The sequence below is a fragment of the Streptomyces sp. NPDC056128 genome (assembly GCF_042263835.1).
Classification (GTDB): domain Bacteria; phylum Actinomycetota; class Actinomycetes; order Streptomycetales; family Streptomycetaceae; genus Streptomyces.
This window is the reverse complement of the sequence record NZ_JBHJVQ010000027.1, coordinates 73,385-95,295: the sequence shown is the minus strand read 5'-3', so window position 1 is coordinate 95,295 and position 21,911 is coordinate 73,385. Positions and strand designations below refer to the sequence as shown.

Genomic DNA, 21,911 nt, shown 5'->3' with positions numbered 1-21,911 from the left:
GCGTCCTACAGTGCCGGAATGAGCATGACGCCGCCGCCCGGCTGGTACCGCGACCCGTCGGCCGCCCACCAGGAACGCTGGTGGGACGGCACGGCCTGGACCGAGCACCGGCGCGCACCGGAAGCCACCGGGTACGGAGCACCGGGGGACACCGGGTACGGCGCACCCGCGACCACCGGGTACGGCGCGGCCCAGTATCCGGCGCCCCAGGCGCAGCCCGGCCAGCCGTCGACCGTGCCGCTGTTCTCGGGCGGTGGACAGGGGCAGCCGGGCGGCACCGCGCGCGGGAAGGCCGTGGCCCTCACCGTCGCCGCGGCCGTGCTGGTCGCCGCGATCGTCACCGGTGTGTTCGTCCTGGGCGAGGACGACGGTGGCGGTCCCGAGACGCAGGCCCCGCCCGTCACCCCGACCGCCACCGACCCCGCACCGGTGACCGAGGAGCCGTCGCCCACCCCCTCCGAACCCTCCGCCGACGACCCCGCCGTGGTCGAGGACCAGCTCAACGGCGTCACCTTCCCGCTGCCGGACGGCTGGGTCCTGCCCGAGCACGTCGCCGAGGACGACGTCATGATGACCACGGACGGCACCTACGACTGCCCGGCGGACGGCGGCGTGTGCCGGCACGGAATCGTCGTCTCCCGCACCGTCACCTCGAACGCCGAGTCCTCCCCGAAGACCCTCGCCCGGCAGGACATCGAGGACGCCGCCGACGACGCGTACGACCGCGACCTGGTCGGCAACAAGCCGTTCGGCGGCATCGAGTCGCACGAGGAGGTGGCGTCCGGGCAGGTCGCGGTCGCCGGACGCGCGGGCTACTACGTGCGCTGGCGGGTGCAGACGGCCAAGGGGCCCGGCGGCTACGTGCAGTCGCTGGTGTTCCCCTCCACCGTCGGCACCGAGTCCCCGATCCTCGTCCGCTACGTCTTCGACGCGGGCGAGGACGGGCCGCCGCTCGCCGACATGGACAGGATCACCAAGGGCATCCGGCCCATCGGCGACGCGGACACGGGCGGCGGCGTGGGCAGCGGGATCGGCCCGACGGACTGACGGGCCGACGGGCTGACGGGCCGACGGGCCTAGAGGAAGGTGTGCCCCTCGCCCCGGTACGTCGGGACCGTCGCCGTCACCGCGTCCCCCTCCACCAGGTGCAGCGCGTCGAACCGCTCGCACAGCTCACCGGCCTTGGCGTGCCGGAACCACACCTTGTCGCCGATCAGCAGGTCGTCGGCGGGCGAGCCGAGCAGCGGCGTCTGCACCTCGCCGGGGCCCTCCTGGGGGTCGTAGCGCAGCCCCTCGGGCAGGTACGGCACCGGCAGCCGGTCGGCGCCGGCCGCGCCGGAGGCCGGATAGCCGCCGCCCAGCACGGTCACGACCCCGACGCCGGGACGCCGTACGACGGGCTGCGCGAACAGCGCCGCCGGACGCCCGGTGAACGAGGTGTAGTTGTCGAACAGGCGCGGCACGTACAGGCCGGACCCGGCGGCGATCTCCGTGACCGCGTCCTCGGCCGCCGTGTGCTGCACGCTGCCCGTGCCGCCGCCGTTGACGAACTCCAGGCCCGGCACCACCGCCCGCACGGCCCGCACCACCGCGGCGCGGCGCTCGGCGAGTTCCCGGCGGGCGGCGGCCTGCATCAGCCGCACCGCACGCGACCGCAGCGGCCGCCCGGCCACCGCGTCCCCGACCCCGGCGACATGCCCCTCGTACGCCATGACACCGACGACCTCGAACCCCTTGCGGCGGGCCACCGCCCGGGCCAGGTCGGCCATCTCGGCGGGGGAGTGCAGCGGGGAACGGCGGGCCCCGACCCGCACCCGGCCGCCGAGCAGCCGCAGCGAGGTGTCCAACTCCAGGCAGACCCGCACGACTTCGCGGCCGCCGTCGCGGGCCCCGTCGATGAGGTCCAGCTGCGCCGGGTCGTCGACCATGACGGTCAGCGCGGCGGCGAGCTTCGGGTCGGCGGTCAGCTCGGCGTATCCGGTGCGGTCCGCCGACGGGTAGGCGAGCAGCACGTCCTCGAAACCGGAGCGGGCCAGCCACAGGGACTCGGCCAGTGTGTACGACATGAGACCGGCGAAACCGTCCCTGGCCAGGGCGCGTTCCAGCAGGGCACGGCAGCGCACGGACTTGCTGGCCACCCGGACCGGCTTGCCGCCGGCCCGGCGGAGCAGGTCGTCCGCGTTGGCGTCGAATGCCTCCAGGTCCACGATGGCCACGGGGGCGTCCAGATGGGCGGTGGCCCGGTCGTAACGGGCCCGGTCGGCGGCGCGCGCAGTCATGCTCGAAGCCTGCCAGACAGGATTACCGCAGGGTAGGGGGACGTTCCGGGCCAATGCCGCGGGCGTGCGGACTGGTTCCCCGCCGGGCGGCGGCACGCCGTAGAGTGACGCGCACGCACGGCGGAACGACCCCGGGCGGCCGGGCCCCCGGGCCCGCGCCGGGATGGCAGTCCTCCCGTGCGGGTATGCGTGCCCGGGACGGATCGGTCCGCACCGGGCCGGGGCAGGAGACATCACCGGCCCGCGTCGGAGAACGGCCCGGGCCCGAGAAACGGGGGGTGCATGAGCACGGAAGCGCGCCGCGCCTCCCATCCGCCCCGCCCCACCGCTCCACCGGGGGAAGCCCCACCACCGCCGGGATCCGACGCCGTCCCCGGCCACCAGGACTCCGTACGGCACCCCGCGACGCAGGCCCCGTCGGCCGACGCCCCCCGGCACCCCGGCGCTCCGCCACGTCCGCGGTCGACCACCACGTCCGGCTCGGGCACCGCCGCCCCGGGCAATCCGGGAGTTCCCTCCCGTCCTGCCGTGCCGCCGCGCCCCGCGTCGCCTCCGCCGGGTTCCGACGCGAGTGCGGGCGGTACCGGGGGCCCGTGGCACCCCCGGTCGGCCACCACGTCGGGCACTGGCACTGGCACCAGCGCCCCGACCCACCCACAGTCCCCACCGCGCCCCGCCACGGAGCCCGCACCGGCCGACGCCCCGCGACACCCGGGGGCTCCTTCCCGTCCCGCCGTGCCGCCGCGCCCCGCGTCGCCCCCGCCGGGGTCCGACGCGGCTGCGGGCGATCCCGGGGCTCCTGCGGCCACCGCGTCCGCTTCCGGCACGGCGGCGTCCCTCGTCCCGTCGGCCGACGGGACCCCGGGCCGACGACCCTCTTCGGCCGAACAGACGCCCCCGGAATCCGACGGCCCCGGACGCACCCGGCCCCCGTACCCGCGCCTCCGCCTCGACGACCGCCCACCCGGCGGACAGGGACAGGCCGTACCCCCGCCGCGTGCTTCCGCCCGGTTCCCGGACGCACCGCCGTCGGTCGGGCGTGAGGCCGAGCCGCGTGTTTCGGCACGGTTCCCGGATGCCCCGCCGTCGGTCGGGCGTGAGGCCGAGCCGCGTGCTTCCGCCCGGTTCCCGGATGCCCCGCCGTCGGTCGGGCGTGAGGCCGAGCCGCGTGCTTCCGCCCGGTTCCCGGATGCCCCGCCGTCCGTCGGGCGGGACGCCGCGCCGGAGGCTTCCGCCCGCTTTCCCGACGCCCCGCCCACCGTCGGCGGCGATGCCCCGGCTCCTGGCGTCACGCGCCCGGAGACACCCGCGCCCCCGCGAAACGTTCCCGCGCCCCAGGACCCGCCTCGCGGCCCGGTGGGGCCCACGGCGCACGGCCCCGGTGTGGGCGAGGCCCTTCGGGGAGCCGGGGCGTCCCGGCCGTCGGCCCAGCGGACCGGCGTCCCCGAGGAGACCCCCTCCGAGACGACCCGGCGGCTGCGGCCCGTGCCGGCCGAGCCGGTGGCGGGCCGCGACTCCGGTCCCGACCCCGCGTTCTCCTGGAGCGCCCCGGTGGTGCCCGGCGACGGGCGGCCCCGGGTGTCGTTCGGGCGGCCCGAGGGGTACGACGGGCTCGCCCGGCCCCGCCCGCTCGGCGGCCGGCTGCGGCCGCAGGCCCTCGCCGCCGCCGTCTGTCTCGTGCTCGGCGTGGGGCTCCTCACCGGAGCGGTCACCGGCAGCTGGCTCGCCGGGGATTCCGGCGACGGTGGCGCGCGCAGCGCGTTCGCCGAGGCCGGGGACCTGTGGCACAGCGTGCCGGTCGACCAGCTGTTCCCGCCCACCGTGCGGGGCCAGGGCGCCGGTCCCGGCGGCGCCGACCGCACCTGGACGCGGGTCGCGGTCGCCCCGGACGGCGACTGCGCCGCCGCCTTCGACCGGCTGCTCGCCAAGGTGCTGGACCCGGTCGGCTGCCGGCGCCTGCTGCGCGCCACCTACACCGACGCCACCCGGAGCCACGTCACCACCGTCGGCATGCTGTTCACCAAGGCCGACGCCGCCGCCATGACCTCACTGGCGAAACGGTTCGAGAAGGAGGGCCTGGGCGGCCGCGACGACCTCATGCCGCTGCCCTACGCCGCGAAGGACACCGTCGCCGCCGGGTTCGGCGCCCCGCAGCGGGCCGCCTGGACCGTCTCCGTCCTCACCGACGCCCCCGTCGTCGTCTACGCCGTCTCCGGCTGGGCCGACGCCCGCACCGTCGACGACCCCCAGCCCGCCGAGGAGGCCATGGAGTCCGGCGCCACGTCCGCCCCCGCCCAGGCCGGCCTCGGCCACGAGGCGAAGGGCCTCGCCGACCGCGTCGAACGCGCCCTGCGCAAGAACGTGGGCCAGGCCACGGAGCACCCGTCGTGAACGCACCCCAGGTGAACACCCGCCGCACCCGCCGCACCCGCCGGGCAGGCACCGCCCTGAGCCTCCTCCTGGCCGGCGTCCTCGTCCTCGTCCCCGCCCCCGCCGCACACGCCGACGGCATCCGCGCCCAGCAGTGGGCCCTGGACGCCATGCACACCCAGGACGCCTGGCGCACCACCAAGGGCGCGGGCGTCACCGTCGCCGTCCTGGACACGGGCGTGGAGGCCGACCACCCCGACCTGGCCGGCAACGTCCTCACCGGCAAGGACCTGGTCGGCTTCGGCGCGAGCGAGGGCGACCGCGCCTGGGCCCGGCACGGCACCGCCATGGCCGGGATCATCGCCGGGCACGGACACGGCGCCGGCAACGCCGACGGAGTCATGGGCATCGCCCCGGAGGCCAAGATCATGCCCCTGCGCGTGATCCTTGAGGACGGCGACCCCTCCCGCGCCAAGGCCCGCAAGACCCGCGGCAACGCCCTCGCCGAGGGCATCCGCTGGGCCGCGGACAACGGCGCCGACATCATCAACCTCTCCCTCGGCGACGACTCCGCCTCCGCGCACCCCGAACCCGCCGAGGACGAGGCCATCCAGTACGCCCTGAAGAAGGGCGTGATCGTCGTCGCCTCGGCCGGCAACGGCGGCGAGAAGGGCGACCACGTCTCCTACCCGGCCGCCTATCCGGGCGTCATCGCCGCCACCGCCGTCGACCGCTACGGCACCCGCGCCTCCTTCTCCACCCGCCGCTGGTACGCCACGGTCAGCGCGCCCGGCGTCGACGTGATCATCGCCGACCCCGACCACCGGTACTACGAGGGCTGGGGCACCAGCGCCGCCTCGGCCTTCGTCTCCGGCGCCGCCGCCCTGGTGAAGGCGGCCCATCCGGACCTCGGCCCGGCCCAGGTCAAGGCGCTGCTGGAGGACACCGCCCGCAACGCCCCGGCCGAGGGCCGCGACGACTCCCGCGGTTTCGGCTTCGTCGACCCCGCCGCGGCGATCGAGGCGGCCGGGCGGCTGAAGCCGGAGGGTCTGAACTCGGCGGCGTACGGCGACAAGTACTTCGGCTCCGGCCCCGACACCGACGACTCCGACGACTCCACCTCCGCCTGGGCGGCCCCGCTGGCCGGCGGCGCGGGCGGCGTCCTCGTGGTCGCCGCCGTGGTCCTGTGGCGCGGCCGTCGCGAACGCTACGACGACTTCTGATCCCGCTCCGCCCAGCGGCTCCCGTCGCCGTCCCCGGCAAGAACGGACACCACCGCCCTGGCCGCCGCCTCGACCAGCGCGATCCCCTCCGCCAGGGTCGCGCTGCCCCGTGACACCACCGCCACCAGCCGGTCGTGACCGCCCGAGGTGACCCGCCCGATGCTGTTGACCACCCACAACCCGGTGGTGCTCCGCCGCAGCCAGCCGTTCTTCAGCGCCCACGCGGAACCGTCGGCCGCCGCCGACACCCCCCACCGCTGACCGTCCGCGATCCGCCCCATCAACCCGGTCACGTACGCCCGTGCGTCCGCGCTCAGCTCGGAACCGTCCGCGACGAACAACTGCCGCAGCAGCGCGACCTGATCAACGGCCGTCGTCCGCGTCAGCCCCCACAGCGTCCCCTCGCCGCCCGCGGTCCCCGTCAGCCCGAACCGCTCGTTCGCCGCGTCCAGCCCCCGCGCCCCGCCGATCGCCCGCCACAGCGCCGACGCCGAGTCGTTGTCGCTCCTCTCGACCATCGCGGCGGCATGCGCCCGCTCCGCGACGGTCAGCACCCGCCCCGCGTCCCGCGCCCGCAGCAGCAGCGCGGCCAGAATGCCAACCTTGACGACACTCGCCGTCTCGAAGCCCCCCGCACCGTAAGCCGCCGTCACCCCGGCCCCCGGATCGAACCCCGCCACCCCCACCTCGACACCGCCCGCCACAGCCACCGACGCCATGACGCCGGCCAGCGACGCGTCCCGCTCCAAGCCCACCCCTCCCCTCCACGGTCACCGGCACCGGCGACGATACGACGCCACGACGGCCTTGATCACCGCCCGGGCCCGCTGGTTGGCTGTCCGGCATGACTGGACTCGGAGGCGTCACGTGGCCGCCCGCCCCGATCAGGACCGAGCGGCTCGTACTCCGTGCGCCCGAGGCCCGGGACCGTCCGGCGTTCGTCGAGCTGCTGGCGTCGGCAGAGGTCCACACCTACCTCGGAGGCCCCCGACCGCGTGACGAGCTGGAGCGCGAGTTGCCCGCGGTGCCCGAGCGGTGGCCGGGGAGCTTCGTCGTCGACCTCGACGGGGCGATGATCGGCCAGATCCTGCTCAGGAGGGCGTCGGAGGGCCATCGCCCGGCTGCGTCGGGGAAGGCCGATCTCGGCTACCTGTTCCTGCCCCGGGCGTGGGGTCACGGGTACGCCCGCGAGTCGTGCGCGGCGGCACTCGACTGGTTCGACGCCGCCCTTCCCGGTGAACCGGTGGTGCTGGCCACCCAGACCGCCAACGTCGGCTCGATGCGCCTCGCGGCAAGGCTGGGGTTCACCGAGGTGGAGCGGTTCCGGGCCTGGGACGCCGAGCAGTGGCTGGGCCTGCGGTCCCCGGCCGCGCCCCCTCGACGACCGGCGGACACCCTGAACTAGGGTCGGGGACCGTGGCGAACAAGAACATCCCCGACTCCGGCTACTCCGACGACGACGGCTCCGCCGATCCCCGGCTCGATGCCGCGCTCGCCGCCTGGGCCGAGGACCGGGCCGCCCTGGCGCCGGTGCTGGAGGCGCTCAAGGGCGCGCGGCTGCTGGTGCCCGTCGTGGCCGTTCTCGGTGAGGTGGAGGAGGACGAGAACGGGCTGCGCCGGGAGAAGACCAGTGACATGGCGGTGCCCACGCTGAAGGCCGGCGGCCGTACCGCGCTGCCCGCCTTCACCTCCACCGCGTCGCTCGCCCGCTGGGACCCCGCGGCCCGCCCCGTCGCCGTACCCGTGCACCAGGCGCTGCAGGCCGCCGCGCACGAGAAGGCGGACACGGTCGTACTGGACCTGGCCGGGCCGGTGCCGTTCGAGCTGACCGGTGCGGTGCTGCTGGCGCTGGCCGAGGGGCGTACGACGACCGACCCGCTCGCCGATCCGGCCGTCGCCGACGCCGTACGGGCCGTCCTGGCCGCGGAGCCGGCCGTGCTCCGGGCGCACCTCGGGCGGGGCCGGGCCGACGGCACCCTGGCGCTGGTCCTGGACCCGGGGGAGGACGACCCGGCGAAGGCCGCCCGTGCCGTCGCCGAGCGGCTGGCCGCCGACGAGACGCTGAGGGCCCGCCTGGTGCGCGGCCTCGACCTGGCACTGCTGCCGGCCGGGGCGACGCCGCCGGGCGAGCCCTTGTACGTGCGGGAGGGGCAGGGTCAGCGGTAGACGGGTCCCGTGTACTTCTCGCCCGGACCCTGGCCCGGCTCGTCCGGGACGAGCGAGGCCTCGCGGAAGGCCAGCTGGAGCGACTTCAGGCCGTCCCGCAGCGGCGCCGCGTGGAAGGAGCTGATCTCGGTCGCCGTCGCGTCGAGCAGACCGGCCAGCGCGTGCACGAGCTTGCGCGCCTCGTCCAGGTCCTTGTGCGCCTCGCCCTCCTCGGTCAGCCCCAGCTTCACGGCGGCGGCGCTCATCAGGTTGACGGCGACCGTCACGATCACCTCGACCGCGGGGACCTCCGCGATGTCGCGGGTCATGGCGTCGAAGTCGGGCGTCTCAGGCGGGGTGTCACTCATGCCGCACACGATAGGCGCAGCGGGCGATCCGGCCCCACTCGGTCTCGGTTAGCCCTTCCCCCGCCGAGCTGCTAACCTTGTGTAACGACCGGTCGGACACGCACGCCCACGGCAGCGGATCCGGCCCACAAGTGGAGGCTCCGATCTCCCACCTGGCCGTCCTCAGGGACGGCGGGTCACCGGTCAGGCGGTCCCGTCCCAGCGGCGGTGACCGGCCCGAAATCGCGCCCCGCGTTCATCGCGACGGTGCTCCGGTAGTAGTTCGAGGAGCCCCGCCTGTGATCGTCCGGGGCATTTTTTGTGCATCGGCGCGGTTAGGTCTATCGAACACAGACGTTACGCGGCTGTTTGCCAGACCGTCGCGTGGTGCTACCGAGGAGGATCCATCAGCGCCGAGCCCCGCATCAACGACCGGATTCGCGTTCCCGAGGTGCGACTTGTCGGTCCCAGCGGCGAGCAGGTCGGGATTGTTCCGCTTGCCAAGGCCCTGGAGCTTGCGCAGGAGTACGACCTCGACCTCGTCGAGGTCGCGGCGAACGCCCGTCCGCCTGTCTGCAAGCTCATGGACTACGGGAAGTTCAAGTACGAGTCGGCCATGAAGGCCCGTGAGGCGCGCAAGAACCAGGCGCACACGGTCATCAAGGAGATGAAGCTCCGGCCGAAGATCGACCCGCACGACTATGACACCAAGAAGGGTCACGTCGTCCGGTTCCTCAAGCAGGGCGACAAGGTCAAGATCACGATCATGTTCCGTGGCCGCGAGCAGTCCCGCCCCGAGCTGGGCTACCGACTGCTGCAGCGTCTCGCGGAGGACGTCCAGGACCTCGGCTTCGTGGAGTCGAACCCGAAGCAGGACGGCCGAAACATGATCATGGTTCTCGGTCCGCACAAGAAGAAGACCGAGGCGATGGCCGAGGCCCGTCAGGCGCAGGAAGCGCGCAAGGCGGACGCGAAGGCCAACCCCGGTAAGTCGCAGAACGCCGCGGAGGCCGACGCCGAGGACGCCGAGGGCGCCGAGGCTCCGGCCCAGGAACCCGCCGAGGCGTGACCCCGGGGGGACGCGAGTCCCCAGGACCAACCGATACAAGCGACGCTCCACCGTGCCCGGTTTCACGACCGGGCACCGGAGCGCCACCGACGAGGAGAGAACGGCGCTATGCCGAAGAACAAGTCGCACAGCGGTGCCAGCAAGCGCTTCAAGATCACCGGCTCCGGCAAGGTGCTCCGTGAGCGCGCCGGCAAGCGCCACCTGCTCGAGCACAAGTCGTCCCGCGTGACGCGCCGCCTGACCGGCAACGCCGAGATGGCCCCGGGCGACGCCGCGAAGATCAAGAAGCTTCTCGGCAAGTGACGTACGGGCGCCACTGAGCGCCGTACGTCAGGACCGGGACCCCATCGATACCGGGCCGCGTGAGGATCACCGCGGCCCCGCTACAAGGAGTTAACAAGTGGCACGCGTCAAGCGGGCAGTCAACGCCCACAAGAAGCGCCGGGCGATCCTCGAGCAGGCCTCCGGCTACCGCGGTCAGCGTTCGCGCCTGTACCGCAAGGCCAAGGAGCAGGTCACCCACTCGCTGGTCTACAACTACAACGACCGCAAGAAGCGCAAGGGTGACTTCCGCCAGCTGTGGATCCAGCGCATCAACGCCGCTGCCCGCGCCAACGGCATCACGTACAACCGCTTCATCCAGGGCCTGAAGGCCGCCAACGTCGAGGTCGACCGCAAGATCCTCGCCGAGCTGGCGGTCAACGACGCCGGTGCCTTCGCGGCGCTGGTCGAGGTTGCGCAGAAGGCGCTGCCCAGCGACGTGAACGCGCCCAAGGCTGCGTGACGCTGCGCTGGCTTGAGCCGAGTGACTGAAGGACCCGCAGGCTTGTGGAAGCCTGCGGGTCCTTCAGTTGCCGTCCGGCCCGTCGTTCGGGTGCCGGTTCGTTGTGGCTGGTCGCGCAGTTCCCCGCGCCCCTGGAGGGGCGCCTCAGCCCGCGTCGATTTAGTTGTGAAGGTGAGAAGAGTGCGTCCCGCTGCCCCCGAGCTGATCTCCCCCCGTTCCCCCCGGGTCCTCGCCGCCCGGCGGCTGGGTAAGCGGAACTTTCGGGGGAAGGAGCGGCTGTTTCTGGCCGAGGGGCCGCAGGCCGTGCGGGAGGCCGCGGGGTACGAGGACACGCTGGTCGAGCTGTTCGCCACCGTCGAGGCCGCGGAGCGGTACGCCGACATCATCGGGGCGGCCCGTGAGGCCGGGGTGCGTGTGCACCTCGCCGCCGAGCAGGTGATCGAGGACATCTCCACCACCGTCACCCCACAGGGGTTGGTCGGGGTCTGCCGGTTCATCGACACCCCCTTCGAGGAGATCCTCGCCGCCCGCCCCAAGCTCGTCGCCGTCCTCGCGCACGTCCGCGACCCCGGCAACGCCGGCACCGTGCTGCGCTGCGCCGACGCCGCCGGCGCCGAGGCCGTCGTCCTCACCGACGCCTCCGTCGACCTGTACAACCCCAAGGCCGTACGCGCCTCCGTCGGCTCCCTGTTCCACCTGCCGGTCGCCGTCGGCGTCCCCGTCGAGCGGGCCGTGGCCGGGCTGCGGGACGCCGGGGTCCGGGTGGTCGCCGCCGACGGCGCGGGGGAGCAGGACCTCGACGCCGAGCTGGACGCGGGCACCATGGGCGGCCCCACCGCCTGGGTGTTCGGCAACGAGGCGTGGGGGCTCCCCGAGGAGACCCGCGGCCTCGCCGACGCCGTCCTGCGCGTCCCGATCCACGGGAAGGCCGAGAGCCTGAACCTGGCGACCGCCGCCGCCGTATGTCTCTACGCGTCGGCGCGTGCACAGCGCGCCGCCGGAGGGTGCCGCTCCGTCACCAACGCCTAGTAGGGTGACCTGCCCAAGGCCCCCGCGCGGCTGAGAGGTGGGATACGGGGATGAGTGTCGGCACGAGCAGCGCGCCGGGAGCCCGGGGGGCGCCGCGTCCGCCCGCGCCCCGCACCCCCGGTGATCTCGCCGGCCTCGGCCTGGACCCCGACGAGCTGCCCGACGGCCTGGTCGTCGCCGACGAACGCGGCCGCGTGGTCTGCTTCAACGCCGCCGCCGCCCGCATCACCGCCGTCCCCGCCGCCGAAGCCCTCGGCCGGCCGCTGGAGAAGGCACTGCCCCTGGAGGACTTGGAGGGCCGCCGCTGGTGGCAGCTCACCGACCCCTACGGCGGCCTCGCCATCCGCGCCGCCCAGCCCGAGCGCAACCTCCTGCTCCCGGGCGGCCGGGAAGTCCTCGTCTCCGCCCGCTACGTCCGCGTCGAACGCCTCGGCCCCGTCCACCGCGTAGTCGTCACCCTGCGTGACACCGAGGCCCGCCGTCGCACCGAACGCAGCCACGCCGAGCTGATCGCCACCGTCGCCCACGAACTGCGCTCGCCCCTCACCTCCGTCAAGGGCTTCACGGCGACGCTGCTGGCCAAGTGGGAGAGGTTCACCGACGACCAGAAGCGGCTGATGCTGGAGACCGTGGACGCCGACGCCGACCGGGTCACCCGGCTCATCGCCGAGCTGCTGGACATCTCGCGGATCGACTCCGGCCGGCTCGAGGTCCGCCGCCAGCCGGTCGACATCGGCGCCGCCGTCGGCCGGCACATCCAGGCGTACGTCGCCTCCGGCCAGGAGGCCGACCGCTTCCTGCTCCGCCTCGGCCGGCCGCTGCCCGACCTGTGGGCCGACCCCGACAAGGTCGACCAGGTGCTGAGCAACCTGCTGGAAAATGCCGTGCGGCACGGCGAGGGAACCGTCACCATTGACATCACGCCCACGGCGTCCCCCCGCGAAGGGGAGGACGCCGGCACGTCGGTCACGGTGAGCGACGAAGGGGCCGGCATCCCGGAGGAATCCATGAACCGCGTCTTCACCCGCTTCTGGCGGGGCAGCAAGCGCGGTGGCACCGGCCTCGGGCTGTACATCGTCAAGGGCATCGTCGAGGCCCACGGCGGCACCATCACGGTCGGCCGCGCCCCCGGCGGCGGCGCCGAGTTCCGATTTACGTTGCCCGTGGCGGCACCGGCGTATCTCAGCTGAGCATCACCTGAGACGGCCGACGACCCCACGGGCGTGATCCGCGTTCCACAGCCCCGTTAGACTCGGCCTTTGGCACCTTTGCGTCCAGTTCCGCAGACGAAGCGTCCCAGCCCCGTCTCCGGACCGTAGACGGGGCGTTCCAGCCAGCCAATCGGAAGCACGGGAAGAGATGTCGGCACCGAATAAGTCGTACGACCCTGTCGAGGTCGAGGCGTTGAAACCGGAAGAGATCGAGCGCATGCGGGACGAGGCGCTCGCCGCCTTCGCCGCCGCGGACTCCCTCGACGCGCTCCAGGAGGCCAAGGTCGCCCACACCGGCGGGGCCTCTCCGCTGGCGCTGGCCAACCGCGAGATCGGCGCCCTGCCCCCGCAGGCCAAGGCCGACGCGGGCAAGCGGGTCGGCATGGCCCGCGGCGCGGTCAACAAGGCGCTGGCCGCCCGCCAGGCCGAGCTGGAGGCCGAGCGCGACGCGCGCGTGCTGGTCGAGGAGGCCGTGGACGTCACGCTGCCCCACGACCGCGTGCCGGCCGGCGCCCGCCACCCGCTCACCACGCTCTCCGAGCGCATCGAGGACGTCTTCGTGGCCATGGGCTACGAGGTCGCCGAGGGCCCCGAGGCCGAGGCCGAGTGGTTCAACTTCGACGCCCTCAACATCGGCCCGGACCACCCGGCCCGCGGCGAGGCCGACACCTTCTTCGTCGAAGGCCCCGACGGCGGCGCCGAGTCCGGCGTCGTGCTGCGCACCCACACCTCGCCCGTGCAGATCCGCTCCGCGCTCGACCGCGAGCTGCCGGTCTACGTGATCTGCCCCGGCCGGGTGTACCGCACCGACGAGCTGGACGCCACGCACACCCCCGTCTTCCACCAGGTCGAGCTGCTCGCCGTCGACGAGGGCCTGACCATGGCGGACCTCAAAGGCACCCTGGACCACATGGTCCAGTCGCTGTTCGGCGCGGAGATGAAGACCCGGCTGCGGCCGAACTTCTTCCCCTTCACCGAGCCCTCCGCCGAGATGGACATGCTCTGCTACGTCTGCAAGGGCGCGTCCGTCGGCAACCCCGACCGGCCCTGCCGCACCTGCTCCAGCGAGGGCTGGATCGAGCTGGGCGGCTGCGGCATGGTCAACCCGCGGGTGCTCACCGCCTGCGGCATCGACCCGGAGAAGTACAGCGGCTTCGCCTTCGGGTTCGGCATCGAGCGGATGCTGATGTTCCGCCACAACGTCGAGGACATGCGAGACATGGTCGAGGGTGACGTCCGGTTCACCCGGCCGTTCGGGATGGAGATCTGATGCGGGTCCCGCTTTCCTGGCTGCGGGAGTACGTCGACCTGCCGGCCACCGAGACCGGCCGCGACGTGCAGGCCAAGCTGATTTCGGCCGGTCTGGAGGTCGAGACCGTCGAGCACCTCGGCGCCGACCTCAAGGGCCCCCTCGTCGTCGGCCAGGTGCTGACCATCGAGGAGCTGGAGGGCTTCAAGAAGCCGATCCGCTTCTGCACCGTCGACGTCGGACAGGCCAACGGCACCGGTGAGCCGCAGGAGATCGTCTGCGGCGCCCGGAACTTCGCCGTCGGCGACAAGGTCGTCGTCGTCCTCCCCGGCGCCACCCTGCCGGGCGGCTTCTCGATCAGCGCCCGCAAGACCTACGGCAAGACGTCCCACGGCATGATCTGCTCCGGCGACGAGCTGGGCATGGGCGACGACGGCAGCCACGGCATCATCGTGCTGCCGCCGGAGACCGAGGTCGGCAAGGACGCCATCGAGCTGCTTGAGCTGGTCGACGAGGTGCTGGACATCGCCGTCACCGCCAACCGCGGCGACTGCCTGTCCATCCGCGGCGTCGCCCGCGAGGCCGCCATCGCCTACGGCCTGCCGCTGCGCGACCCCGCCCTCATCGACGTGCCGGGCCCCAACGCCTACGGCTACCCCGTCAAGATCGCCGACCCCACCGGCTGCGACCGCTTCACCGCCCGCACGGTGACTGGCCTCAGCGCCGAGGCGCGCTCCCCGCTCTGGCTCCAGCGGCGCCTCCAGAAGGTCGGCATGCGCCCGATCTCGCTGGCCGTCGACGTCACCAACTACGTGATGATGGAGCTGGGCCAGCCGCTGCACGCCTACGACCGGGGCCTCGTCCAGGGCACCATCGGCGTGCGCCGGGCCGAGGAGGGCGAGAAGATCGTCACCCTCGACGGCGTCGAGCGGAAGCTGCACGCCGAAGACCTGGTCATCACCGACGACCGGGGCCCGATCGGTCTCGCCGGCGTCATGGGCGGCGCCAACACCGAGATCGCGGACCACGACGCCGCGGAGAACGGCGGCAACGCGACGAGTGACGTGGTCATCGAGGCCGCCCACTTCGACCAGGTGTCCGTCGCGCGCACCGCCCGCCGGCACAAGCTGTCCTCCGAGGCGTCCCGTCGCTTCGAGCGCGGCGTGGACCCGCAGGCCGCCGCCGCTGCCGCGCAGCGCACCGTCGACCTGCTGGTGCTGCTCGCGGGCGGCACCGCCGAGGCCGGCGTCACGGAGATCAGCGCCCCCTCCGCACCGCACACCATCAGCGTCCCCGCCGACCACCCGGACCAGGTCGCCGGTGTCGCGTACGGCCGCGAGACCGTCGTACGCCGCCTCCAGGAGGTCGGCTGCGACGTGTACGGGCAGGACGAACTGATCGTCACCGTCCCGTCCTGGCGGCCCGACCTGACCGACCCGAACGACCTGGCCGAAGAGGTCATCCGGCTGGAGGGCTACGAGAACCTGCCCTCCACCCTGCCCAGGCCCTCCGCGGGCCGCGGCCTGACCTCCCGGCAGCGGCTGCACCGCCGGGTCGGCCGGGCGCTGGCCGGCGCGGGCTACGTCGAGGCGCTGAACTACCCGTTCGTCGGCGAGCAGGTCTTCGACCAGCTCGGGCTGGACGCCGACGACCCGGCCCGCCGTGTCGTCAAGCTGGTCAACCCGCTCAGCGACGAGGAGCCCGCGCTGCGGACCACGCTGCTGCCGGGCCTGCTCGGCGCCCTGCGCCGCAACGACGGCCGGGGCTCGCACGACCTGGCGCTCTTCGAGACGGGCCTGGTCTTCCTCCCGCGCGACGAGCGACGGGTCGCCGCCAACCTGCCCGTCGACCGGCGGCCCGGCGAGGACGACCTCGCCGCGCTGGACGCCGCGCTGCCCGACCAGCCGCGGCACGTCGCGGTGGTCCTGACCGGCGCGCAGGAGCAGGCCGGCTGGTGGGGCAAGGGCCGTCCGGCCGACTGGGCCGACGCCGTCGAGGCGGGACGCCTGGTGGCCCGGGAGGCCGGCGCCGAGCTGATCCTCCGCAAGGGACAGTACGGGCCGTGGCACCCCGGGCGCTGCGCCGAGCTGATCGTCACGGTCGACGGCACGGAGCGGGTCGTCGGACACGCGGGTGAGCTGCACCCGCGGGTGCTCAAGGCGCTCGGTCTGCCCGCGCGGACCTGCGCGATGGAGCTGGACCTCGACGTCGTGGCGCGGGCCGGGAACGACACCCCGCAGGCGCCGGGCATCTCCACGTTCCCGGTGGCGACGCAGGATGTCGCCCTGGTGGTCGACGAGTTCGTCCCGGCGTCGGAGGTCGAGGCCGCCCTGCGCGAGGGCGCCGGTGAACTGCTGGAGTCCATCCGGCTGTTCGACGTCTACGGCAACGCGGAGCAGCTGGGTGAGGGGCGCAAGTCCCTCGCGTACGCGTTGCGCTTCCGCGCGGGGGACCGGACGCTCACCGTCGACGAGGCGTCGGCTGCGCGGGACGCGGCGGTTGCCCTCGCGGGCGAGCGGGTCGGAGCGGTGCTGCGTAGTTAGGCGGTGCGCCCAAGGGGCGGGGGGCTTCTGCCGGTTGGCGGCCGCGGGTACGTCGTGGTGGCTCGCGCAGTTCCCCGCGCCCCTTGGCGGCGTTCAGGTGACGTCCCTCAAGGGGCGCGGGGAACTGCGCGACCAGCCACAGCGCACCCGCAGTCGACAGCGCACCCGCACCCTGAACGGCGATTGGTCGCTTCGCGAAGCCGGCGGAGCCGTCCGCCCCGCCACGGAGTGTCGGGCAGGCAGCTGGGCGGACGGCACAAGTTCGGGCCGCCGCACTGTACGAGGGGGAGCCGGCGGCCCGGCCGGCCTCTTTCGAGGCCCTTCAGTCAACCGGCCCGGAACTCTCCGCGACAGTGCGCACACACTGCGGATGCGCGTACTCCGTTCACACCCCGTGTGAAGCCCGGCACACTACGCTGTCGGCACCGAGTCACCGCGGCACCGGGGGGCACCCATGCAGCCCAACACCCTGCTCGACGCGATCCTGGACGAGGCCGGGATCTCGCACGCGGGACTGGCCGCACACGTCAACCAGGCGGGACGCGCCCGCGGACTGGCGCTGAGGTACGAACACACCGCCGTCGCACGGTGGTTGAAGGGCCAGCGCCCGCGCGGCCAGGTGCCCGACCTGATCTGCGAGGTCCTCGCCTCCCGCCTGCACCGCCCCGTCACCCTCGACGACATCGGCCTCGGCGTGCCCGGCGAACCGGCCGCCCCGCACACCGGCTCGCTCTCCGGGTTCGTGGAGCGCGCCACCGCCCTGTGGCGCTCCGACCAGCAGCGGCGCCCGCACATCCTCGGCGCCCCCGCGCTTACCGGCACGCCCGCCGTGATGCCGGTCTGGGAGTGGGAGAACCCGCCCGAGGACGTGGACGTCTCCCGCGGGGGGCGGCACCGGGTGACCGCCGCCGACCTGGAGATGCTGCGCTGTGCGCGGGCCCACTACGAGCAGATGTACCGCAAGGCCGGCGGCATGGCGACCCGCGCCCGCATCGTCGGCTTCCTCAACTCCGAGGCCGCGCCGCTGCTGCGCGGCGGCTACACCGACGCCACGGGACGCCAACTGCACCGGGCCACCGGCGGTCTGGTGGCGGTCGCCGGGATCTGCGCGTACGACTCCGACGCGCACGGACTCGCGCAGCGCTACTTCCACCAGGCCCTGCGGCTCGCCAAGGCCAGCGGCGACCAGGGGCTCGGCGCCTACGTCATCGCGCTGCTGGTCAACCAGGCGCTGTTCATGCGGGAGCACCGGCAGGCCGTCGCCTTCGCCGAGGCCGCGCTGCGCGCCGCGGGCCGCCACATCACCCCGGCGCTCGCCTCCGACCTCTACGCGATGCAGGCGAAGGCGTACGCGCACCTCGGCGACGGCAGCGGCGCGCTGTCCTGCATCCGCCGGGCCGAGCAGGCCGCCGAGCGCATCCGGCGCGGCTACGAACCCGACGAGACCGGCTATGTCCAGCCCGGACTGGTCAACGTCCAAGTCGCCGAGGCCCTGTTGAGCCTCGGGGAACTGGCGGCGGCCGGGGAGCACGCCGCGGCGGCCGTCGACAACCCGGCGCACGACCGCGGCCGGGTGCACCGGCTCGCCATGCTCAGCACCATCGAGCTGCGAAAGGGCAACGCCGACAAGGCGGTGGCCACCGCCGTGCAGATGGCCGAACAGGCCCGGGGCATGGAGTCCCAGCGCCTGCGCGACCGACTCCGCGCGGTGCGCGAGCACCTGGTGCGCAGCGGCTGCGCGGGCACGACCGAGGCCGCCGAACTCATCGACGGGGCGCTGCGCGTACCGCTGTGATCCCGTCCGCCCTTCGGGGCACACTGCGCCCACCACTGCGCCGTGAGCGGCCGCCGTGCGCCTGCTGCCGGGACGCTGCTGCTGCGATATTGCCACCTACTCCAAGAAAGGTGGCAGAACCGTGCAGTGGACGAAACAGAGCGAACAAAATGTGTACGCAAATCGCTGGTTCAGCGTCAATCTCGCCGATGTCGAACTACCGGACGGTCGGCACCTCGACCACTTCCTCATACGGATGCGTCCGGTGGCCGTGGCCACGGTCGTGAACGAGGCGAACGAGGTCCTCCTGCTGTGGCGACACCGCTTCATCACCGACAGCTGGGGCTGGGAACTGGCGGCCGGCGTCGTCGAGGACGGCGAGGACGTCGCGGTGGCGGCGGCCAGGGAACTGGAGGAGGAGACCGGCTGGCGGCCGGGACCGCTGCGGCACCTGATGAGCGTGGAGCCGTCCAACGGGCTCACCGACGCCCGGCACCACATCTACTGGGCCGACGAAGGCGCGTACGTCGGGCACCCCGTGGACGACTTCGAGTCGGACCGCCGGGAGTGGATTCCGCTCAAGCTCGTTCCCGACCTGGTCGCCCGCGGGGAGGTCCCGGCCGCCAACATGGCGGCCGCGTTACTCCTGCTGCACCACCTCAGGCTCGGCCAGGACACCCCGCCCGCCCTCGGCGCCGGGGCCTAGGGCCTGTCCGGCGGATCAGGTCGCAGGAAAGTGGCGGCGCCTGATCAGCGCCGGTGAGTGGGGTCTGGTGCGTCCAGCTGCAAGGCGGAGGAGGGCGACAGGGCGGAGCCCTGGCAACCGACGACAACGCCGCTGGGGGTACCTCCCACGCCTTTAAGGCAGTGGGGGAGGGCGTGCCAGACCCCGCGTCTGCGGCATGATCCGCCGGACAGGCCCTAGTGGCCGAGGGCCTGCCAGACCGCCACGACCAGTGCGCCCAGGGCCGTGAGGACCGCGACCGAGGGGAGGGGCCAGCGGGCGTGCTCCAGGGCGGTCAGCCGGGTGCTCAGATCCGCCAGCTCCTTGGCGGTCTCCTCGGTGCGGTGGGAGAGCAGGGCGTGCCCGCCCTCGACTCGGGCGTAGGCCACATCGAGCCGGCGTCGTAACTCTGCGAGTTCTCCCTGGACGACGGGGTGCTCGGGATCGGCGGTCACGGACCGCTCCTTTCCGTAGTCGTCTCACGTCCCTTGCATGTGCATGTCGAGTCAACTCGCCTGGTGGACGCGTGGGGAGAGTGTGCGGGCGGCATATGCGAGCCCGGGACGCACACGCCGTGTGAAAGCCGCGGGCCCGGCACCACCTGAGGTGCCGGGCCCGTGCGCGTAGCTGCGCGTAATCAGCCGTAGGAGTAGAAGCCCGAGCCGCTCTTGCGGCCGAGGCGGCCCGCGTCGACCATGCGCTGGAGCAGCGGGGGAGCGGCGTACAGCGGCTCCTTGTACTCCTCGTACATCGAGTACGCCACCGAGGAGACCGTGTCCAGACCGATCAGGTCGGCGAGCTTCAGCGGGCCCATCGGGTGGGCGCAGCCCATCTCCATGCCGTTGTCGATGTCCTCGCGGCTCGCGATGCCCGACTCGAACATCCGGATCGCGGAGAGCAGGTACGGGATCAGCAGCGCGTTCACCACGAAACCGGAGCGGTCCTGGGCGCGGATGGCGTGCTTGCCGAGCACCTTCTCGGTGAACAGCTGCGCCCGGCTGAGCGTGCCCTCGGAGGTGGTGAGCGCCGGGATCAGCTCGACCAGCTGCTGCACCGGGGCCGGGTTGAAGAAGTGGATGCCGATGACGTGGTCGGGCCGCGAGGTGGCGACGGCCAGCTTCACCAGCGGGATCGAGGAGGTGTTGGAGGCCAGGATCGCGTCCGGCCGGGTCACGACCTGATCGAGCACCTGGAAGATCTCGGTCTTGACCTGCTCGTTCTCGACGACCGCCTCGATCACCAGGTCACGGTCGGCGAACTCGCCGAGATCGGTGGTGAAGCTCAGCCGCGCCTGCGTGGCGTCCCGCTCCTCCTCGGTGATCTTTCCGCGCTCGGCGGCCTTGGCCAGCGAGTTGTACAGCCGGGTGCGGCCGATCTCCAGAGCCTCGCCCGTGGTCTCGGCGACCATCACCTCCAGACCGGAGCGGGCGCACACCTCGGCGATGCCCGCCCCCATCTGACCGCAGCCCACCACGCCGACGCGTGCGATATCTCCCGAGATGCCGGTCACATCGTCCCTTTCGCTGACTTCAAGGCTGGTAACAGGCGCACCGGGGTCCCCGGCGCCTGCTCCGATCGAGCACGTTACCCCCGAATGGTCACGGATCCGTCTCCCGGGTCGGGCATGCTGAGGCCCCGTACACGATCCGTGAGCGTGCGGATCCACAGCGTTCAGGAGGTCTCCCCATGAGCGGTGTCTCGCGTCGTGCCTTCGCGGTGGCGGCGTTGTCGGCGTTCACCATGGCGCCCGCGGCGTCGGCGGCGCCGGCGGCGCCGGTCTCCGCGTCGGAACCGCCGGTGCGCCGCGCCGCCGCCGGGATGCGGGGCATGTGGCTCGCCACGGTGGCCGGCCGCGACTGGCCCACCCGCGCCGGGCTGGGCGCCGCGGAGCAGCGCGCGGAACTGGTCGAGCACCTGGACAACGCGGTCCGGCACGGGCTGAACACGGTGTTCCTCCAGGTGCGGCCGACGGCCGACGCGCTGTGGCCCTCGCCGTACGAGCCGTGGTCGCAGTACCTGTCCGGCAGCCAGGGACGCGACCCTGGCTGGGACCCGCTGGGCACGGCGGTCGAGGAGGCGCACGCCCGCGGCCTGGAGCTGCACGCCTGGTTCAACCCGTACCGGGTCTCCCTGCACGACGACCCGAGCCACCTGGTCCCCGCCCACCCGGCGCGCAAGCACCCCGAGTGGGTGGTGCCGTACGGCAGGAAGCTCTACTACAACCCCGGGCTGCCCGCGGTCCGGGCCTTCGTCCAGGACGCGATGCTCGACGCGGTGGAGAAGTACGCCGTGGACGGCGTCCACTTCGACGACTACTTCTACCCCTATCCGGTGGCGGGCGAGAGCTTCGACGACGGCGGGACCTACAGCACCTACGGCACCGGCTTCGGCAGCCGGGCCGACTGGCGGCGGGACAACATCGACCGGCTGGTGCGCGAGACCGCGGCACGCGTCAAGAAGATCCGCCCGGCCGCCCGTTTCGGGGTGAGCCCCTTCGGGGTGTGGCGCAACGCGACCACCGACGAGCGCGGCTCGGACACCCGGGCGGGCGTCCAGACGTACGACGACCTGTACGCGGACACCCGCAAGTGGGTGCGCGAGGGCTGGCTCGACTACGTGGTGCCGCAGCTGTACTGGAGCATCGGCCAGAACGGCGCGGACTACGCGAAGCTGCTCCCCTGGTGGGCCGAGGTGGCCCAGGGCAGCCGGACGCAGCTGTACGTGGGAGAGGCGCTGTACAAGGCCGGGGACCCGGCACAGCCCGCCGCCTGGCAGGACCCGGCCGAGGTGTCCCGCCACCTCACGCTGGCCGCGCGCCACCCGCAGGTGCGCGGACACGTCTTCTTCTCCGCCAAGGACGTGGCGGAGGACCGGGGCGGCGCGATGACGCGGGTGGCGGCGGACCACTACACGCTGCCGGCCGCCGCCCCGCGCTGAGCCTGCCCCGGATCTGGTGCCCTAGAGCTGGATCTCCCGGTGCCGGATCTCGGTGTCGGGGCCGGGCGAGCAGACGCCCTCGTGCCCGTCCTCGAACCGGACCCGGTACGGGGGAGAGCCCTTCTCGCCCAGGACCTCGACGATCTCGCCGATCTTGTCGTGTTCACCGACCACCCGGCCGTGCTGCACCAGCTGGTCGCCCTTCATTGCGTGCATGTGTGGGGCCT

The 21,911-nt window shown here is 73.4% G+C and carries 21 protein-coding genes; 15 read left to right on the top strand and 6 right to left on the bottom strand.

Features of this window, described 5'->3' with window-relative positions; all coding sequences use genetic code 11:
- Positions 1 to 24: 24 nt before the first annotated feature.
- Positions 25 to 1,047: a DUF2510 domain-containing protein gene (locus tag ACFC1X_RS32505; protein ID WP_376360694.1), complete on the top strand. Its 1,023-nt coding sequence runs from the start codon at positions 25 to 27 to the stop codon at positions 1,045 to 1,047.
- 29 nt (positions 1,048 to 1,076) lie between these two features.
- On the opposite strand, the gene ACFC1X_RS32500 is transcribed toward ACFC1X_RS32505, so the two are convergent.
- On the bottom strand, positions 1,077 to 2,279 hold the full coding sequence (locus ACFC1X_RS32500) for an amino acid deaminase/aldolase (protein WP_376360652.1): 1,203 nt from the start codon (positions 2,277 to 2,279) through the stop codon (positions 1,077 to 1,079).
- A 1,383-nt stretch (positions 2,280 to 3,662) separates the two neighbouring features.
- Between ACFC1X_RS32500 and ACFC1X_RS32495 the strand changes: the two genes are divergently transcribed.
- Together ACFC1X_RS32495 and mycP are read left to right on the top strand one after the other, a co-directional pair.
- Entirely contained in the window at positions 3,663 to 4,670 is a 1,008-nt protein-coding gene (locus tag ACFC1X_RS32495) for a hypothetical protein (protein WP_376360649.1), read from the top strand.
- On the top strand, positions 4,667 to 5,872 hold the full coding sequence (mycP, locus tag ACFC1X_RS32490) for a type VII secretion-associated serine protease mycosin (protein WP_376360646.1): 1,206 nt from the start codon (positions 4,667 to 4,669) through the stop codon (positions 5,870 to 5,872). Before ACFC1X_RS32495 ends, mycP begins: the two co-directional genes overlap by 4 nt.
- Here the strand turns inward: mycP and ACFC1X_RS32485 are convergent.
- Positions 5,857 to 6,591, bottom strand: coding sequence for a serine hydrolase (locus tag ACFC1X_RS32485; protein ID WP_376360691.1), 735 nt, complete (start codon positions 6,589 to 6,591; stop codon positions 5,857 to 5,859). The genes mycP and ACFC1X_RS32485 overlap by 16 nt on opposite strands.
- Positions 6,592 to 6,716: 125 nt before the next feature.
- Here ACFC1X_RS32485 and ACFC1X_RS32480 point away from each other — a divergent pair, with 125 nt between their 5' ends.
- Both ACFC1X_RS32480 and ACFC1X_RS32475 read left to right on the top strand, forming a co-directional pair.
- Positions 6,717 to 7,277: a GNAT family N-acetyltransferase gene (locus ACFC1X_RS32480; protein WP_376360643.1), complete on the top strand. Its 561-nt coding sequence runs from the start codon at positions 6,717 to 6,719 to the stop codon at positions 7,275 to 7,277.
- An 11-nt stretch (positions 7,278 to 7,288) separates the two neighbouring features.
- Positions 7,289 to 8,038 (top strand): SseB family protein, encoded by a 750-nt coding sequence (locus tag ACFC1X_RS32475; protein ID WP_376360641.1) that lies wholly within the window; start codon positions 7,289 to 7,291, stop codon positions 8,036 to 8,038.
- Here ACFC1X_RS32475 and ACFC1X_RS32470 read toward each other — a convergent pair.
- Positions 8,029 to 8,385, bottom strand: a complete 357-nt coding sequence (locus ACFC1X_RS32470) for a DUF1844 domain-containing protein (protein ID WP_125493101.1) — start codon at positions 8,383 to 8,385, stop codon at positions 8,029 to 8,031. The genes ACFC1X_RS32475 and ACFC1X_RS32470 overlap by 10 nt on opposite strands.
- A gap of 385 nt (positions 8,386 to 8,770) precedes the next feature.
- On the opposite strand from ACFC1X_RS32470, the gene infC reads away from it, so the two are divergent.
- From infC to ACFC1X_RS32425, 9 genes are all read left to right on the top strand, one after another.
- Positions 8,771 to 9,433, top strand: a complete 663-nt coding sequence (infC, locus tag ACFC1X_RS32465; protein ID WP_376360688.1) for a translation initiation factor IF-3 — start codon at positions 8,771 to 8,773, stop codon at positions 9,431 to 9,433.
- Positions 9,434 to 9,541: 108 nt separating this feature from the next.
- On the top strand, positions 9,542 to 9,736 hold the full coding sequence (gene rpmI, locus ACFC1X_RS32460) for a 50S ribosomal protein L35 (protein ID WP_003977225.1): 195 nt from the start codon (positions 9,542 to 9,544) through the stop codon (positions 9,734 to 9,736).
- Between the two features lie 97 nt (positions 9,737 to 9,833).
- On the top strand, positions 9,834 to 10,217 hold the full coding sequence (gene rplT, locus ACFC1X_RS32455) for a 50S ribosomal protein L20 (RefSeq protein ID WP_004002577.1): 384 nt from the start codon (positions 9,834 to 9,836) through the stop codon (positions 10,215 to 10,217).
- A 180-nt stretch (positions 10,218 to 10,397) separates the two neighbouring features.
- The gene (locus ACFC1X_RS32450; RefSeq protein WP_376360637.1) at positions 10,398 to 11,246 is read left to right on the top strand and encodes a TrmH family RNA methyltransferase; all 849 of its coding nucleotides are present in this window, start codon (positions 10,398 to 10,400) and stop codon (positions 11,244 to 11,246) included.
- Between the two features lie 50 nt (positions 11,247 to 11,296).
- Complete coding sequence (locus ACFC1X_RS32445; RefSeq protein WP_376360634.1) at positions 11,297 to 12,436, top strand: ATP-binding protein; 1,140 nt, start codon at positions 11,297 to 11,299, stop codon at positions 12,434 to 12,436.
- A 169-nt stretch (positions 12,437 to 12,605) separates the two neighbouring features.
- Positions 12,606 to 13,727, top strand: coding sequence for a phenylalanine--tRNA ligase subunit alpha (gene pheS, locus ACFC1X_RS32440; protein ID WP_376360631.1), 1,122 nt, complete (start codon positions 12,606 to 12,608; stop codon positions 13,725 to 13,727).
- Entirely contained in the window at positions 13,727 to 16,249 is a 2,523-nt protein-coding gene (gene pheT / locus ACFC1X_RS32435; protein WP_376360628.1) for a phenylalanine--tRNA ligase subunit beta, read from the top strand. Before pheS ends, pheT begins: the two co-directional genes overlap by 1 nt.
- Positions 16,250 to 16,703: 454 nt before the next feature.
- Complete coding sequence (locus ACFC1X_RS32430; RefSeq protein ID WP_376360625.1) at positions 16,704 to 18,044, top strand: transcriptional regulator; 1,341 nt, start codon at positions 16,704 to 16,706, stop codon at positions 18,042 to 18,044.
- A 121-nt stretch (positions 18,045 to 18,165) separates the two neighbouring features.
- Positions 18,166 to 18,729, top strand: a complete 564-nt coding sequence (locus ACFC1X_RS32425) for an NUDIX hydrolase (protein ID WP_376360622.1) — start codon at positions 18,166 to 18,168, stop codon at positions 18,727 to 18,729.
- 215 nt (positions 18,730 to 18,944) lie between these two features.
- Here the strand turns inward: ACFC1X_RS32425 and ACFC1X_RS32420 are convergent, their stop codons facing one another.
- Together ACFC1X_RS32420 and ACFC1X_RS32415 are read right to left on the bottom strand one after the other, a co-directional pair.
- Positions 18,945 to 19,202 carry a hypothetical protein gene (locus ACFC1X_RS32420; RefSeq protein ID WP_064726990.1) on the bottom strand — a complete coding sequence of 86 codons (258 nt, stop codon included), beginning with the start codon at positions 19,200 to 19,202 and terminating at the stop codon, positions 18,945 to 18,947.
- Between the two features lie 182 nt (positions 19,203 to 19,384).
- Positions 19,385 to 20,257, bottom strand: coding sequence for a 3-hydroxybutyryl-CoA dehydrogenase (locus ACFC1X_RS32415; protein WP_307010662.1), 873 nt, complete (start codon positions 20,255 to 20,257; stop codon positions 19,385 to 19,387).
- A gap of 176 nt (positions 20,258 to 20,433) precedes the next feature.
- On the opposite strand from ACFC1X_RS32415, the gene ACFC1X_RS32410 reads away from it, so the two are divergent.
- The gene (locus ACFC1X_RS32410) at positions 20,434 to 21,684 is read left to right on the top strand and encodes a glycoside hydrolase family 10 protein (protein WP_376360617.1); all 1,251 of its coding nucleotides are present in this window, start codon (positions 20,434 to 20,436) and stop codon (positions 21,682 to 21,684) included.
- 21 nt (positions 21,685 to 21,705) lie between these two features.
- Here ACFC1X_RS32410 and ACFC1X_RS32405 read toward each other — a convergent pair whose 3' ends face one another.
- Entirely contained in the window at positions 21,706 to 21,900 is a 195-nt protein-coding gene (locus ACFC1X_RS32405; protein ID WP_376360614.1) for a DUF1918 domain-containing protein, read from the bottom strand.
- Positions 21,901 to 21,911 lie beyond the last annotated feature (11 nt).